At 63.8% G+C, this 15,501-nt stretch carries 15 protein-coding genes; 1 reads left to right on the top strand and 14 read right to left on the bottom strand.

Annotated elements, in window-relative coordinates; genetic code table 11:
• Positions 1 to 26: 26 nt before the first annotated feature.
• The 10 genes from FHS96_RS14395 to FHS96_RS14350 all read right to left on the bottom strand — a co-directional run bounded on the left by FHS96_RS14395 (position 27) and on the right by FHS96_RS14350 (position 8,078).
• Positions 27 to 680 (bottom strand): ABC transporter ATP-binding protein, encoded by a 654-nt coding sequence (locus FHS96_RS14395; protein WP_429592633.1) that lies wholly within the window; start codon positions 678 to 680, stop codon positions 27 to 29.
• Complete coding sequence (locus FHS96_RS14390; RefSeq protein ID WP_429592630.1) at positions 677 to 1,468, bottom strand: ABC transporter permease; 792 nt, start codon at positions 1,466 to 1,468, stop codon at positions 677 to 679. Before FHS96_RS14390 ends, FHS96_RS14395 begins: the two co-directional genes overlap by 4 nt.
• 5 nt (positions 1,469 to 1,473) lie before the next feature.
• Complete coding sequence (locus FHS96_RS14385; protein WP_429592627.1) at positions 1,474 to 2,499, bottom strand: KpsE/RkpR family capsule polysaccharide export protein; 1,026 nt, start codon at positions 2,497 to 2,499, stop codon at positions 1,474 to 1,476.
• A gap of 246 nt (positions 2,500 to 2,745) precedes the next feature.
• A complete protein-coding gene (locus tag FHS96_RS14380) occupies positions 2,746 to 3,459 on the bottom strand; it encodes a fatty acid desaturase CarF family protein (protein WP_429592624.1) in 714 nt (237 codons plus the stop codon).
• Between the two features lie 136 nt (positions 3,460 to 3,595).
• Positions 3,596 to 4,135 (bottom strand): glycoside hydrolase family 130 protein, encoded by a 540-nt coding sequence (locus FHS96_RS14375; protein WP_429592621.1) that lies wholly within the window; start codon positions 4,133 to 4,135, stop codon positions 3,596 to 3,598.
• Positions 4,136 to 4,198: 63 nt separating this feature from the next.
• Positions 4,199 to 4,345 (bottom strand): hypothetical protein, encoded by a 147-nt coding sequence (locus FHS96_RS14370; protein WP_429592618.1) that lies wholly within the window; start codon positions 4,343 to 4,345, stop codon positions 4,199 to 4,201.
• A gap of 16 nt (positions 4,346 to 4,361) precedes the next feature.
• Positions 4,362 to 4,712, bottom strand: coding sequence for a hypothetical protein (locus tag FHS96_RS14365; RefSeq protein ID WP_429592615.1), 351 nt, complete (start codon positions 4,710 to 4,712; stop codon positions 4,362 to 4,364).
• A 73-nt stretch (positions 4,713 to 4,785) separates the two neighbouring features.
• A complete protein-coding gene (locus FHS96_RS14360) occupies positions 4,786 to 5,397 on the bottom strand; it encodes a DUF1287 domain-containing protein (RefSeq protein ID WP_429592612.1) in 612 nt (203 codons plus the stop codon).
• Positions 5,398 to 5,450: 53 nt separating this feature from the next.
• On the bottom strand, positions 5,451 to 6,398 hold the full coding sequence (locus tag FHS96_RS14355; RefSeq protein ID WP_429592609.1) for a transporter: 948 nt from the start codon (positions 6,396 to 6,398) through the stop codon (positions 5,451 to 5,453).
• 75 nt (positions 6,399 to 6,473) lie between these two features.
• Positions 6,474 to 8,078: an inorganic phosphate transporter gene (locus tag FHS96_RS14350; RefSeq protein ID WP_429592606.1), complete on the bottom strand. Its 1,605-nt coding sequence runs from the start codon at positions 8,076 to 8,078 to the stop codon at positions 6,474 to 6,476.
• Positions 8,079 to 8,313: 235 nt separating this feature from the next.
• On the opposite strand from FHS96_RS14350, the gene FHS96_RS14345 reads away from it, so the two are divergent.
• Entirely contained in the window at positions 8,314 to 8,853 is a 540-nt protein-coding gene (locus tag FHS96_RS14345) for a TonB-dependent receptor domain-containing protein (RefSeq protein WP_429592603.1), read from the top strand.
• A gap of 311 nt (positions 8,854 to 9,164) precedes the next feature.
• Here the strand turns inward: FHS96_RS14345 and FHS96_RS14340 are convergent, their stop codons facing one another.
• From FHS96_RS14340 to FHS96_RS14325, 4 genes are all read right to left on the bottom strand, one after another.
• Positions 9,165 to 12,197 (bottom strand): TonB-dependent receptor, encoded by a 3,033-nt coding sequence (locus tag FHS96_RS14340; RefSeq protein ID WP_429592600.1) that lies wholly within the window; start codon positions 12,195 to 12,197, stop codon positions 9,165 to 9,167.
• A gap of 92 nt (positions 12,198 to 12,289) precedes the next feature.
• Positions 12,290 to 13,237 carry a FecR family protein gene (locus tag FHS96_RS14335; RefSeq protein ID WP_429592597.1) on the bottom strand — a complete coding sequence of 316 codons (948 nt, stop codon included), beginning with the start codon at positions 13,235 to 13,237 and terminating at the stop codon, positions 12,290 to 12,292.
• Between the two features lies 1 nt (position 13,238).
• Positions 13,239 to 13,739: an RNA polymerase sigma factor gene (locus FHS96_RS14330; RefSeq protein WP_429592594.1), complete on the bottom strand. Its 501-nt coding sequence runs from the start codon at positions 13,737 to 13,739 to the stop codon at positions 13,239 to 13,241.
• 230 nt (positions 13,740 to 13,969) lie between these two features.
• The gene (locus FHS96_RS14325) at positions 13,970 to 15,499 is read right to left on the bottom strand and encodes a DHA2 family efflux MFS transporter permease subunit (RefSeq protein ID WP_429592592.1); all 1,530 of its coding nucleotides are present in this window, start codon (positions 15,497 to 15,499) and stop codon (positions 13,970 to 13,972) included.
• Positions 15,500 to 15,501 lie beyond the last annotated feature (2 nt).

Genomic DNA, 15,501 nt, shown 5'->3' with positions numbered 1-15,501 from the left:
ACGTAGAGAGAGTTCCTGTTTGTCAATTATGCGTATGTAGCCTGGTAGTACTCGGCACCATCTTCGATATTATCAAAATTGAAGCAGCGTCCTTGATGGATGACGCTCGTTCTTTCGCAATGGTGATTAATGTAGGTCATGTCATGAGAAACGATGATCATGGCGCGATCGGCGCGTTTGACGAACAGTTCTTCATGGCACTTTTCCTGAAAGCGGGCGTCACCCACAGCCACGACCTCGTCGATCAGGAAGCAGTCGAATTCGATTACCATCGAGATCGCGAACGCCAGTCGCGCCCGCATGCCCGACGAATATGAGCGGATCGGTTCCCCCAGAAAACGACCGAGTTCGGAGAACTCCTGAACATAGTCGATCTTATCCTTGGCATCGATGCCGTAGATGCGACAGATGAAGCGGAGGTTGTCGAGTCCGGTCAATGCGGATTGAAACGCTCCGCCGAAGGCCAGCGGCCAGGAGACGCTCATCCGACGCTCCACCGCACCTTTGGTCGGCCGCTCGGCGCCGCTGATGAGGCGGATCAGCGTAGATTTACCGGCACCGTTCCGGCCGAGGATACCGACCTTTTCCCCAGGCTTGATCGTGAGATCGATGTCGTCGAGGACGGTGATCTGGCCGTGCCGGGTGGGGTAGCTTTTGCTGACATGATCCAGAACAATCATTCCGGCACCACTGCGCGGCTGATCTTGCGTGTTTGCGCAAGCCCAAGGATTGTCAGGCCCAGGCACCAGAATGTCATGTAGGCCATGTCATAGTGAGGCTTGAATGCGGATCCGAAGAATCCGCCGCGCAGATATTCGACGCCGTGCACCATCGGCAGGTAGAGCACGACATCGCGCGCGATTTTCGGCAGAATGTCGACGACGAACGCCGCGCCCGACAGCGGAAACATGAGATAGGAAAAGGGATGCCAAAGCTTGTCGACGGTCTCATGCTCTTCCGCGAGTGCACCGAGCAGCATCGCGAGCGAAGCCCCAAACCATGCCAGCATCAACCAGCCGATGATGACCTGAAGAACGTCCTCCGGCATTTTCATCCAACCAATTGAATAGAATATGCAACTGAGCGTGATGAAGGATGATGTCGCACCCGCAACCTCAAGCAAAAGGCGCGAGATGAAGATGTCGATGACCTTAACCTGCCGGTGAAACATCAGCGAGAGGTTCGGTTGGATGGAGCCGATGCAGCGGCCGGGCATGTTCCGCCAGAGCAGCACGCTCGAGTATCCGGTTACCGCAAATGCGACGATCGGAAGGTCTGAACCGTGGGTCGCCTTCGTCAGCGTCCAGAGCGTCGTCACGCCGATGGTGAACAGCATCGGCTCGACGAACAGCCAAAGGAAACCGATGTTGTGGCGGCCATAGCGGGTCAATATTTCCCGCATCAGCAGCGCGCCGATCACGCGGCGTTGCATCAGCCATCCGTTGGAAAGGGCGTTTAGGCCGCTCATCCGCCTCAGCCCTGATGCTCACGTATGCCGGCGAGCAGCATCGAGAGAATACCCCAGGCAACGAGGCCGAGGACGAACGTGGCAAAGATGCCGCGCAAACGCTTGGGTTCGATTGCCTTGTCCGGAAGGTTCGGTGCCACGATCCTTTCAAGATAGACCTGCTTCCGACGTGCTTCGTTCCGTGCCTCCTGCAGCGATCCCATCGCGCTGGCGAGCTGGCGATCGGCAAATTGGCTCTCCAGCTGCAGGCGCTGGAACTGCGTGGTTTGGTTCGCCAGCGAACGGCGGTTTCCTGCCGCGCCCGACATCGCGTCGTCGATTTCGCGCTGAATGCTTGCGGCACGCGCTTGAAGCGCCCCGATCTGTGGATTCTGGGGAGCGAAGGCGCGCAATTGAACCAACTGCGTGCGGGTCGCGATCAACTCATCCTGCAGTTTCGAAATGAGCTGAAGGACTGCCTTCGCCTGAATTTCCGGATCGACCACGCCTTGCTGGTTGCGGTAGGCTGCGAGCGCGCCGGCAGCCTGCCGTGCGCGTTCCTCCGCCTCCTCAACTTCGCGCTCGGCATAGACCACCAGGTCGCGCTGGCCCCGGATGTTGAGGCGATTGACGAGCGTCTCGCTCAGCTGGAGCAGGCGCTCGTTCAATCGAAAAGCTTCGTCGCGCGTGTAGGCGCGGACGGTTAACGTCGTGATGGTGGACGTGGTGTCATGTTCGGTCGTCACCATCGCCTGGTAATATTTGTAGAGCGATTCAAAACTGCCATCGGTAAGACTGCCGAAGCGGTTGAACCAATCCACGCGCGGATTGCTGTAGGACCGTGACACCTCGCCTCCGCGATCGAGTTCCTTCAGCGCGTCGCGCGAGAGGGCATAATCCTGAACCACATAAATTTCTTCGCCGGCGCTGCCGAAACCCGTGCTCTTGAGCAGGAAGCCGAGGCCCGCCGTTTGCTGCTTGTCGGGGCTGCGAACGACGAAACGCGACTCCGATACGTAAACATCGGAGGCGATCAACCCGAAATAAATCATCGCCAGAGCCGTTGGAATGGCGACTGTTAAAAGGAAGAGCCGGTTGACACCCCGCAACCGCGCCGAAAAATTCCGACCCATAATAAATAGATTATCCTGAACAGATGCCCACGTTCGACTCGCGTTCGCGCCAAAGTGCGCAGTGTGTTGTGTCCGCCCCTAAGGGGCGGCCTTTCTTTATGCCTTTGCAAAAAGCAAGTGGATGCACGGAGAAATGATGCGCCGGGGCCGGAACAATTGCACCGATCATGTCGTTGGCTCCAGCCCGGACTCATCGAAAAGTCCGCGTGCCCGCGCTCTGTCGAACAGCCGGTTGAGCAGCGGGTTGGACCAGCCGCAATTGGTGCTGAAGTCGCGTTTCAACGTGTCATGATGAAGCTGGTGCGCTTCCGGCGTCATCAGCAGCCCGGCCTGGCGCATCGCGCGCACGATCCAGGGATTGTCGGCGCGGTGCAGCGTGCCGTGGAAATATTGGGCGAAGCTGCCGCCGATCAGCAGCGCCACGAACCCGGCCATCACCCAGCCGGGCAGCCCCACAGTCAGCCAGACGAGGTTGAGCAGCAGCGAAACGGGCAGGGTGCCCGCGATCACCGTCGACCCGATCTGGCGCCACATTGCGCGGCGACCGAGTGCGTCGGGGCGGGGATGGTGGTTCTTGAAGTCGTAGACCAGCCGCTCGAACGGGTTGAGTGGCTTCATCGTCGCGCGGAACAGGCTGGCATATTCGTCGGACGCGCGCGAGCCTTCATAGAAATAGAGCCGGTCCAGCCCGTGGCCCGGGGGGCAGGGGCGATAGTCCATATACATGTGGATCAGGCCGGAGAGCATGTCGGCGACATACCAGCCAACCGCTAGCGCGGGCAGCGCAAGCCAATGCGCGTCGACGACCGCTCCCGTGATGTTCAACGCCATCGACGCGCCGAAAACGGCAACGACAGCGGCGGTGAATGCGCTTCTCATCGACCCTGCGTCCATGTTCTACCGACGAAGTCGACATGTCGGTTCCGCACCCGAAAGTCAAAAATTCGGTGCTGTGTTCGGCTCGGCCCCAGCCCGGTCGACCCTTGATCTTATATGATGTGCAATATATTGCACATCATCGATCATCGAATTGACGTCTTCGCGATGCGCGTGATGTGGCAGGCGAGGTCGGCCTCGCCGCTGGCGATGATATAAAAGGATCGTCGGCGTCGGCGATGCCGGTGGTGAAGACCGCCGGGTGCTGCAGATAGAGGCGGTCGGCGATGGGCGCGGCATTGGCTTCGAGCAGTGGCACCTCGTCCTCGAGCCGCAGCACCTTTGATAGATCGTCGCGGTCGAGCAGCGCCCAGAAGCTGCGATAGATGCCAACTGCCTCGCGCGTCTCCACGCCGTGGTAGATCATCAACCAGCCCTCAGGGGTCAGCACCTGCTGACTGCCGCCGCCCAGCTTCATATTGGCCAGCGAGCCGCGCTTGAGGACTAGGAAGGGCCGATCGAGTGGCTTCCAGTGGAGCGCGTCGGGCGATTGGGCAAGGTTGATCGCGGGGGGCGCCAACATAGGGGGCTTTCCGGCGCACAGGTGAAAATGGAATTCGCCCCGCGGCCGGGTGAGTGCCACGAAGCGACCGCCGACCTTGCCCTCGAACAGGATCATATCCTTGTTTTGATGGTCGAGGACGACGCCGTCCAGCCGATAGTCGAGGCCGTTGTCACAGGTTTAGAGCGTCATGCAGTGGCGTTCGGCAGAGACCGAACAGGTGGTCATGTACCAGCACCTGTCGACCTCGCTGATCCGCGCGTCCTCGATGCCATCATGTTGGTAGGATGCGGCGGGCTGGATCGCCTTGTCATAATGGACCGCCAAGATGCGGCCGCCGCCATCAGGGGTTCCACCGGCGGCAGCCATGACAGAGAGGTGAGCGCGAGCATGCGGTGGGTGGCATGTGCAGTCTCGACTGGCGCGGATCCTTCATGCTGGCGCCGACGAGCGGGTGCCGGTCGAGCACATAGCCATCCGGTGTCCAGCGGATCGCCAGCACATGCTCGCCGGTTATCGCTTCCTGCAGCGCCTCGGCGACGCGCACCGTCAGAAGAAGATTGCCGGAGGTCAGCACCGCCAGACCCGGGTTGGACGCGCCGAGCACATAGGTCAGCGCGTCGAGCGACCGGCGCAACGGCGATCGCGCGAGGTCGACATCGTTGGACCCGAAGATCAGGAAATCTTCGCTCATGCCGCCCTCCACGCGCGTCCTTGCCCATCAATGCTTGGAGCCCGGGAAGGGTGCATGGCAATGCCTGTCCGGATCAGCCGTCGAGCATGAAGCGGTAGCGACCCGTCAGTGGATGCGCGAGAAGCGCGTCTTCCTCGCGCGCGCCGGCGCCGATATTGTGGATGATCGACCAGCGACCGCTGGGGGCGCGCCGGTCCGAGACGATGCCGATATGCGGCAGCCGTCCGCCAACGAGGCTGGTGAAGATATCCCCCGGCCGCCAGCCGCCGCCATCGGTGGGAACGGGCAGCTTGCCGCCCTTGCGCGCCATGAAGGTCTGCAGATTGGGGACGCGGCGATGATCGATGTTGCGATCGGGGCGGCGCAGCCCCCAGGTATTGGGATAGGCGGAGAAGGCCGCCTTCATGTCGGTGTTGACCAGCGCCTGCAAGTCGATCCCGAACGCGTCGCGATAGGCGCGGATCAGCACGTCGGTACACACGCCCTTGCCGCGGGGCACGTCGCCATTGGGGAAGGCCAGCACCGAATAGGCCGGGTCATAGCTGAGGGTGACGCCCACCTGGCGGCGCGCCGAGGCGATCAGCGCGGTGGCGCTTCGACGCTGCGGCTGGGCGAGGGCAGGCACGGTAAGGCTCGCAGCGAGGCCGGTCAGCACGGCGCGGCGGTCGAGGTGGGCGATGACCATGGGACGTCAAGCTGCCGCGTCCCCGCCGAACGCGCAATGAACGGCGCATGGCCCTATCGCCGCATGAACCCCATCCATCGCAACCAGAAATAGGTCGCCGCGGCCGCCATCGCCGCCAGCACCGTTGCGTGGAACGTTCCCCACGGTCCCTCGGCCAGGGGTAGTCCGCCGGTGTTCATCCCGAAGATACCCGTCACCAACGTCGCGGGCAGCAGCAACGCGGTGACGATTGACAGGATGTAGAGGTTCTGGTTGGTCCGCTGCGCTTCCTGGATATCAAGTTCCTCGCGCAGCAGGCGGAGCTGCCCTTGTACCTCCAATGTGTCGGCATCCAGCGATTGCAGCCTTTGCGTCAGCTTCTCGACCGTTGGCAGCAATGCTTCGGGCAGTTCCTCATCCTTTTCCAGCCGCTGGAACACGCCGCGCATGCCGGAGAGCAGGCGGTGGATCTGTGCCAGCCGACGACGGATGCCGATCAGGTCGCGCGCGCTGGGCGGATGGTGGCCATCGAGGAAGGCGTCCTCTGCGTGCTGGACATCGGCAGCCAGTGTACGGCTGATGTCGGTGATGTTGTCGCCGATCGCGCCGACCAGCAGATCGAGCGCCTGCGCTGGGCCGATCGGCGAGGCGCTCTTGGAGAGGCGGCTCTTGGCGATGTCGGCGGAACGCAGCGGGTGGAGCCGGGCCGTCAGCATCAGGTCCGGAGTCAGCGCGATACGCAGCGCGCCGACGCGCGCGGTATCCGCCACGTCGAAGTCGCGCTCGAAATCATGCAGCACGCAGCCCACCGTGCCGCCATCCACCAGCGCGCGCTGGTGTGTGTCGGGCGAGAGCAGCAATTCGCGCACATCCGCCGGCAATTGGTCCGCGCGCTCGATGAAGCTGCGCGTGCCATGGTCGGCCAGCGCGAGATGCAGCCAGCGGAAACGTCCGGCGGGTTGGGCCTCGCAACGCTGTACGGGCTGTGCACCCTCGTCGGTGAAGTCGATCCCCCAGATCAAACCGGGGCCCATCCCCCCGAGCGAGAGGGGTAGGGGCACGAATCTGGGCGGTTCCGCGACGATGGCAGCCTCCGCTTAGATCAGTTGGGCGAACACCATATACAACAGGCCGGCCAGGATGATCGAGGCCGGCAAAGTGAGCACCCAGGCGGTGAGCAGGTTGCGCACCGTGCTCATCTGCAAGCCGGATTTGTTGGCCGCCATCGTCCCCGCCACGCCCGACGAGAGGACGTGCGTGGTCGAAACCGGCAGGCCTAGATGGTCGGCGCCGAAGATCGTGCCCATCGCCACGAGCTCGGCGGCGGCGCCCTGCGCGTAGGTGAGGTGGGTCTTGCCGATCTTCTCACCGACGGTGACGACGATGCGTTTCCAGCCGACCATCGTGCCGAGGCCGAGCGCAAACGCCACCGCCACCTTGACCCAGGTGGGGATGAAACGCGTGCCGGCATCGAGCGAGCCCTTGTAGGTCTTGAGCGTCGCCTGCTGCGGCTCCGAAAGGTCAGCGGCCTTTTCGCTGCCCAGCCGCTTGATCGCCTCGGACGCGAGATACATGTCGTTGCGCATGTTGCTCACCGCCGCCGCCGGCACCTTGGCCAGCGAGCCATATTCGGTGACCTGCTGGTCGACATCATGAACGAGCAAGGTGAGGGAGGCCACCGTTTCGGGCCTGAAGCTCTTGTCGGCGATGTAGCGCGTTATCTCGCGCCGTGCGGCGCTGGTATCGGCTTCGGTGGGGACCGGCTGACCCAGTGCCATTTCGGCGGCGCGCGAGCGGTCATGAAATTCCGCGGTATAATGTGCGGGCACCGCGCGGTTGAGCGCATAGGCCGTGGGGACCGTGCCGATCAGGATCAGCATGATCAGCCCCATGCCCTTCTGGCCGTCGTTGGAGCCGTGCGCGAAGCTCACGCCGGTGCAGGTGAAGATCAGCAAGCCGCGGATCCACGGCGGCGGCGGCACGCCATTCTTGGGCGCCTCGTACAGCGCCTTGTTGCGCACGAGCAGTTTCATCGCGATGAGCAGCAGCGCCGCCACGCCGAAGCCGATCAGCGGCGAGACGAGCAGCGCCTTGCCGATCTCAGTCGCCTTGCTCCAGTCGACGCCGGCGGTGCCGCTCTTGCCGTGCATGATCGCGTTGGCAACGCCGACGCCGATGATCGAGCCGATCAAGGTGTGCGAACTGGAGGAGGGGATGCCCAGCCACCAGGTTGCGAGGTTCCACAGGATCGCCGCGATCAGCAGTGCGAACACCATCGCGAAGCCGGCGTTGGAGCCAACCTGCAGGATCAGTTCGACCGGCAACAGCGAGACGATGCCGAAAGCCACCGCGCCCGAAGAAAGCAGCACGCCGAGGAAGTTGAAAAAGCCCGACCACACCACCGCGACATTGGCGGGCATCGCGTTGGTATAAATTACCGTAGCGACGGCGTTGGCGGTGTCGTGGAAGCCGTTCACGAACTCGAAGCCAAGCGCGATCAGCAGCGCGATGAACAGCAGCGCGAAGGGAAGGTAGGTGGTCGGCTCCACGCCCGCGGCGGTGGCATCGGCATAGATGCTGTACGCGACATAGAGCAAAGCCGCGATGATGGTAGCCAGAAAGCCGACCTTGCCGGCAATGCCCAGCCCCTTGTCGAGATCCGGCCGCGCGCCTGCCGCATCCATCGCCATCGTCGCGCTCATCGAATCAAGATCCCCAGCATTGCGTGCCCTTGGCCGCTAGGCGCGGTTGATGACACTCATGTTGCAGAGAGAAGGGGCAAATGGCGGTGCACGGCGCCCATCGTGCCGCGCGGCGTTCAGAGAGGGTTGCGATCGGAGCCAGGCGATTGAGAGAACAAGAATGTTTTGCCGCCGGGGGGCGGGAAGCGCCGGGCCAGCAACCTTCGGTGGTCGCTTCAGTCCCAAGGCCTATGCCATGTTCAACGCCACGGAAACGCTGACGATCAAGGGCGGCATCACCTCCGGCTACAAGGTGCCCAGCCTGCGCCTCGCAGCGACCGTTTTCGGCTCGACCTCGATGGGTCGCGTCATCATCGGCAATCCGGCGCTAAAGCCGGAAAAGACGCTGAACTATGAAGCCGGGGTCAGCTACGTCAATCGTGATGCGGGCATCTCGACCAGCCTGACAGCCTATAACAGCGAGTTCGAGGACAAGCTGCTGCGCACCGGTCGCATCTGCGCGCAGAACACCATGTGCGAACATAATGGCGTGACCTATCCGACGCACCAGTTCGGCTACGCCACCTATGAGAATGTCGATTCTGTAAAGCTGAAGGGCGTCGCGTGGACGGTCGAATGGAAGATCACCGACGCGCTGCGCTATCGCCATGGCTCCACCTATCCGGAGACGGAGCAGACATCGGGCGTCAATGCCGACAAGCCGCTCCACGACATTCCGGAGCATGTGTTCAACGCATCGCTCGATTGGGATGTCTCGGAGCCGGTGAAGCTGTGAGGGCAGTTGAACTATCGCGGCAAGACCTCCGGCCGCACGACGAATTCCAGCGGTTCGGGCACCAATGATTTCCGCTATCCACCTTACACCTTCCACAATTTCGGCGCGTTGTCACCGCGACTGGGGATGTGCGGATCAATGTCGGCGTCTATAAGCTGACCAATACGCAGGTATCGCCGGAAGATGGCTTCGCCCACGTCCTTGATGGGCGCCGGTTCAGTGCATCGCTGAACGTAAGCTTCTGATGCCGCCGGTTGCCGGAGGCGCTGAAAGCGCGCCCGGCAACCGGCTTCAAGATGTTCGATCCCCGATCAGAACATCGCGCGGACGCCGAAATTGACCGAGCGGCCGAAGGTGTGGATCTCGGTGAACTCGGCCTTGGTGCCGGCATAAGACACCTGGCGCTGATCGAGCAGGTTCACCGCCTGCACAAAGGCCTCGATATTGGGGCGAATCTGGTAGCTGGCGCCCATGTCGACGATGCCGAAGCCCTTCTGGTAATAGGCGACGACATCATCCGGCGTCGGCAGCGAAGTCACCAGTGCGCCCGAGTCCGTGATGTAGTTGCTGCGATAGGTGTAGCTGACGTTGATCTCGAATGGTCCTGCCTCGAAGAAAGGCGTGATTGAATAGCTCACGTCCGAAACACCCTGGATGCCAGCCGACTGCAGGCCCACGCCGGCGCGGTCCAGTTCCAGCTTGGTGGTCGCAAAGGTCGCGGTCGCGGTCACGCCGAGGCCGAACGGCAGTTTGTTGGTATAGCCGAACTCGACACCCGAGATCTTCGCGTCGCCGACGTTGGTGGGCGTGGCGACGAGAATGTCGACGGGCAGGGTGGAGCCGTCATTGACCGCGAAGGCCAATGTCCGCGTCTCGAAGTCGGACGCGACATAGTCGCTGATATCCTTGTGAAAGGCGGCAACGGTGAAGGCGCCGAACTTGCTGAAATACCATTCGAACGACGCGTCGAAATTCCACGACGTGTAGGGGCGCAGGTTCGGATTGCCGGCCGACGCCTGCAGGTTGAGCGTCGGATCGGCCAGCGCCGCGGCACCTTCGTTGAAGATGCTGGTGACGGTGACGCTGTTGGTGTTGATCGAGTTGCGCAGTTCGGAAAGCGACGGCCGGGTCATCGTTCGCGCGACGCCAAGGCGAAGCTGGACATTGTCGGTGAAGCGGAAGGTGGCGTTGGCGCTCGGCAGCCATTCGGCATAATGCGCCTTTGTCGTCACCGGCGTCACCGTGGTGGTCACGCCGCCGGCACCGCTGGCGACCGCCGACACCGTCGTGCCGCGCACAGTGGTTTCGGTGCGCACATAGCGCACGCCGAGATTGCCGGTCACCGGCACGTCGCCCATCACCGATTCGAAATCGATCCGGCCATAGCCGGCATAGATCTTCTCGCCGATCCGGTAGGAATTCTGGAGGTCGGCGGCGTTCGGCTCGAGGTCGTAGGCGCTGGGGTTCACGCCATCATATTCGCCGGCGAGCACATAGGACTGGTTGAACAGATCCCAGTCGACATTGGTCCAGGGCTGGCGGTTGACGATCGACTGGTCGAAGGCGTTGCCCGGCACCGGATAAGAGAGGAAGTCGCCGGTGCGGGTGAGGCCGTCGCGCAGCACCGTGGTGGCGCGGTCGCGGCGCTGATAATCGCGGTACCGGTCGGAGGCCTGGCCGCCGAAGCGGACGCGGGTCACGTTGAACCCGCCGACGCCGAAGTCGGTGTCACGTGAGACGTTGAGGATGGCGGTCTTGTCCTCATCCTCGGAATTGATCGGGCGGACCGCGAAGCTCTCGAACGGCATCAGCGACGGATCGGTGAGGTCGAGATCGCTGTAGAGCGAGGTGACCCGGCCCTTGCCGACCACATCGCCGCTGAAATCGAACGTCAAATTGCCGCCGCGGCCGTTGGCGGTGCGATATTGCACACGCTGGATCGGCGTATCGAGATCGCTGCGCGCGCGGGCATAGCTGAAGCGCGGCTCGATATGCCAGCCGCCCAGATTAAGCTTCACTATGCCGTTGAGCTGCAGGTTCTCGTGCGATTGCTCCATATATTCGGCATAGTTGCGGATGCGCGCGCCGCGGATCGTGCCGGCGACGAGCCGGCCGTCCTCGACGACCGCGGTGGACAGGTCGAGCCGCGAGAGCTGGCTGGGGATGTAGTAGGTCAGCCGCCGTTCGATCGATTCATTGTCGAACTGCGAGTAGAGGCCGTCGATCTCGATCTCGAGGTTGGACGTCGGCCGCCATTGCATGTCGACAACCGCGCTCAGCCGCTTGCGATTTTCCAGCTCCAGATAGGGCTGTGCGTCGCCGGGCACGCGCAAGCTGCCTAGACTCGCGATCTCGGCATCGTCCCAGCCGAGGCGGAGACGGTCGAACTGCACTTCGCGCTTCGTGTAGGAGATGCCGCCGAGGATGCCGAAGCTGCGATCCGCGCTGCGCCAGCCCGCGGCGATCGAGCCATTGGGATTGAAGGTGTCGGTGCGCTCCTCATAGCCGCCATAGGCGCTGGCGGCGACGAACGAGCCACGGTCGAGCGGCTTGGCGAGGCGGATGTCGACGGTGGAGCCAACGCCGCTCTCGACGAGATCGGCGGTGGGCGATTTGGTGACCACCACGCTGTCGATGAGCTGCGCGGGCAGCACCTGCAGGCGGAACTGGCGGCCGGACTGGCCCGAGTTGCGGATATTCTCGTTATAGGCGAGCGGCATGCCGTTGAAGGTCACCGCCTGGAAGTTCGGGCCCAGACCACGCACGCTGATGAACTGGCCCTCGCCCGCCTCGCGGACGATGGTAACGCCGGGCACGCGCTGCAGCGCCTCGGCGACGTTGAAGGCGGGCAGCTTGCCGATGTCCGCCGCGACCACCGCATCCGAGATCGAGTCTGCGTTGCGCTTGACGTCGAGCGCGCGTTCGACGCCGTCGGAGAAGCGCGCGGTGACGACGATGTCCTCGCCCGGAGGCGCGTCAGCGCGGGCGACGGATGGCGTTTGTTCGGCCGCCGCCACCTGAGGGCGCACGATCAGAGCGCCCGTCTCGTCGCGCACGACGGTCAGCGGCTTGCCCGCGATCAGGCGGCGCACCGCGGTCTCGGCATCGAACTCGCCGGCCAGCGCCGGAGCGGTCAGCCGCTCGACCGCGCTGCGGGTGAAGAGAATGTCGTTGCCGCTTTGGCGGGCGAGCTGCTCAAGCGCGCGGTCCATCGGCTGCGCCGCGATTGAGATGCGCACGCGGCGCGCCATCGCCTGCGCCTCGGCGGCGGTGGCGACCGCCAGCGTCGAAAGCGTGAGCGCAAGCGCCGCCGATCGGCAAAGCTGCCGTTTCAGACTTGTCATGATCTTGATGTCCCCGTGTCGCGCTCCTTGCGAGCGCTCGCCCCCTCGACGATGGCGGCGGGCTTTTCCTCACCCCCCCTGCGTGAAAAAAATCAGTCGGCGGCAGAAATCCGGATCGTTTCGCCGTCCGCTGCCACCCGCACCGGTAGCAGCACCGCCAGCGATCGTGCAAAAGCCTCGGGATCGCCGACACGGTAGACGCCGCTCAGCCGCAGCGCCGCGACTTTGGGATCGGAGACCACCAGCGCACGCTTGCTGTAGCGGTTCATCTCGGTGGCGGCCTGCGCGATCGTCTCGTCGCGAAAGGCCAGCCGGCCGCTCTGCCAGGCGATGAGGTCGTCGAGCTCGGGCTGGTCGAGGCGATCGGGGCGCCCCCGAGCCATCGCGATGCGCGTGCCCTGCGGAACTGGCACCGCTGCCGGTGCGCCCACCGCCTCGGGCGCGTCGATCCGTGCGTTGCCCTGAATCGCGGTCAGCGCGACAGCGTCGCCGTCGCGGCGCAAGTCGAGCCGCGCTGCCGCTGCGATCACCCGCCGCTCGCCCGCTTCGATCACGAAGGGGCGGGTGTCGCGGGCGATATCGAGGTCGATCCGGCCGGTGGCGAGCGAGAGCGTGCGCGCTGCGTTGCCGGCGCGGAAGCGGATGCTGGTGTCTGTATCGAGCATCACCCGCGAACCGTCTTCGAGCACCAGCCGTCGCTGCTCACCGATGCCGGTATGATAGACGCCGGCATAGGCCTGCTGCCAGCCCAGCCCCAGCCCGCCGGCAACGAACAGCGCGCCGCCCCCCGCCAGCACCGCACGGCGAGACAGGCGCGCCGCAGGCGCGGGCATGTCCCGCGCGAACGGCTGATCGCGCAGGCCGCCGGCGGCATCCCAGATCATCGAGGCGCGCTCAAACGCGTCTTCATGCGACGGATCGGCCTTCCGCCACGCGCGAAACGCGGCCTCGTCTTCGGCCGCGCGATCGTCTGCGTGCAGTCTCGCCAACCAGTCCGCCGCCTGCCGGTTGATACGCTCCGGCTCGCTGCGGAAGATCACGTCACCAATTCTCCATCCAATCGGCCAGATACGCCATCGCCTTCGCGATATGCTTCTCGACAGCGCTTTGGCTGATCCCGAGCTCTTGCGCGATCTCGCGATATTTACGGCCGTCGAGCCGATGCATCAAGAAGATCTCCCGCGTGCGCGGGCTCAGCTGCGCGACGCCGCTGCGCAGCCGTTCGAGGCGATGGCGGGCGATGAGCGCTTCATCCTGCAGGGGGCGGCAATCGGCGATGGCGTCGGCGGCGGGTTCGGCGACCAATGTCGATCCCATCCGACGTTCGCGACGATAGGCGTCGATGCCGCGGTGGGCAGCCGCACGGGCGAGCAGCGCCTCGCTGTTCTGTGCCTGCGTCTGCCGCTGGGTGATGCCGATCCACGCATCGTGGAGCAGATCCTCGGCATCGTCGCGCCGCGTCATCCGCGCGATTTGGTCGCGCAGCCGCGCCCAGCCGACCATCAGCGCCCCGTCGCGCGTAGAACCCTTCGTGCCACCCATCGCTGGCCGGCTAGAGGCGCTGGAATACGTTTTGATGACAGATCGGGGGCGCGCCGATGACGTTCCCCCGGTTTACCGGGGCAGCCGGAGCAATCTAACCGTTCGCCCTGAGTAGCGGCTGAGCGAAGCCGAAGACGCGTATCGAAGGGCCACGCTCGGAGCCAAGCCCTTCGATACGGGCATTCGCCAGGCTCAGTTCCTACTCAGGGCGAACGGATCAGTACAACGCTCTAGTGCGCTGCGGACGTATCCACGTTCGGTTTCGGCTTCGGCGAAAGCCAGATCACCGATGCCGCGAACAGCAGCACGAAGGCGCTGATCAGGAAGGTATGATCCACCGCCAGCATCGTCGCTTCCTGGTCGACGGTGTTGGAGATGATCTGCCGGATCTGCTCCATCCCGAATCCCGCGCCCGAAAGGCTGGACTGCACCGCATCGGGCTGCAGCGTCGATACGATCTCGCTGCGCGACACCTTCTGCGCATCTTCCCAGAAGGTCAGCACCACCGATGTCGCGATCGCGATCGCCATCGTGCGCAGGAAGTTCTGCAGCCCGGCGGCGGATGCCGTTTCGGAGGGGCGGACCGCGCTCAACGTGATCGTAGTCAGGGGAACGATGAAGAAGGGCATCGCGAAACCCTGCACAAGCTGCGGCAGCACCAATGTCCAAAAATCAGCGCCGCTGGTCCATTGCGAGCGCCACACCGACATGATCGCCAGCCACAACACCGCGCCGCAAACCATGATGCGGGGATCGACCTTGCCCACCAATCGCGCCGCGATCGGGGCGGTGGTGAGCGCCGCCATCGCGGTGAAGGCGGTGACGATGCCCGCCATTGTCGCGGTATAGCCCATCGAGGTCTGCAGCCATTGCGGGATCACCACGATACTCGCGAAATAGGCGCCAAACGACAGCGCGAGTGCGAGGACCCCCGCCGTGAAGCCGCGATGTCGAAAGATCCTGAGGTCCACGATCGGATGTTCTTCCGTCAGCTCCCAGATGATGAAAGCGAGGAAGCCGATGCCCGCCAGGATCGCGAGGGTCAGGATCATCGGATCGGCGAACCAGTCATGCTCGCGGCCGAGATCGAGCATGATCTGCAGGCAGCCGATCCAGAAGATCAGCAGCACCAGCCCGATGCGGTCGATCGGCAGGATCTGGCGATCCGTCTCTACAGGCTTGAGCAGCGCGAGCGCCGCGAACGTGCAGATCGCCGCCACCGGCAGGTTGATGAAGAAGATCCAGTGCCAGCTCCAATTGTCGCTGATGTAGCCGCCGATGATCGGCCCCATGGCCGGCCCGAGCAAGGTCGTCATCGCCCACAGCCCCATCGCCTTCCCGCGGGCCTCGGGCGGGAAGATGCGCAGCAGCAGAGTCTGCGACATCGGCATGATCGGGCCACCGCAAACGCCCTGGCCCAGCCGGCAGGCGACGAGCATGCCGAGAGTCGGCGAAAGCCCGCACATCACCGAGAAGAAGCCGAAGCCGATCATGCTGGCGATGAACACGCGCACCGTGCCGAAACGCAGCGCCAGCCAGCCGGTCAGTGGCACGCAGATCGCCTCCGCCACCGCATAGCCCGTGATCACCCAGGTGCCCTGGCTGGGCGCGATGCCCAGATTGCCGGCGATATGCGGCACGGAAACGTTGGCAATGGTGAGGTCGAGCACCACCATGAAGTTGCTGAGCGCCAGCACCAGCCCGGCGAGCAGCCGCCGGGAGGGTGCGATCAGCGTATAGCTGTCTGCCTGCTGGGGCATCG

The sequence above is a fragment of the Sphingomonas zeicaulis genome (assembly GCF_050433225.1).
Lineage (GTDB): Bacteria > Pseudomonadota > Alphaproteobacteria > Sphingomonadales > Sphingomonadaceae > Sphingomonas_D > Sphingomonas_D zeicaulis.
The sequence above is the reverse complement of the archived record's forward strand: the minus strand, read 5'-3'. Positions and strand labels throughout refer to the sequence as shown.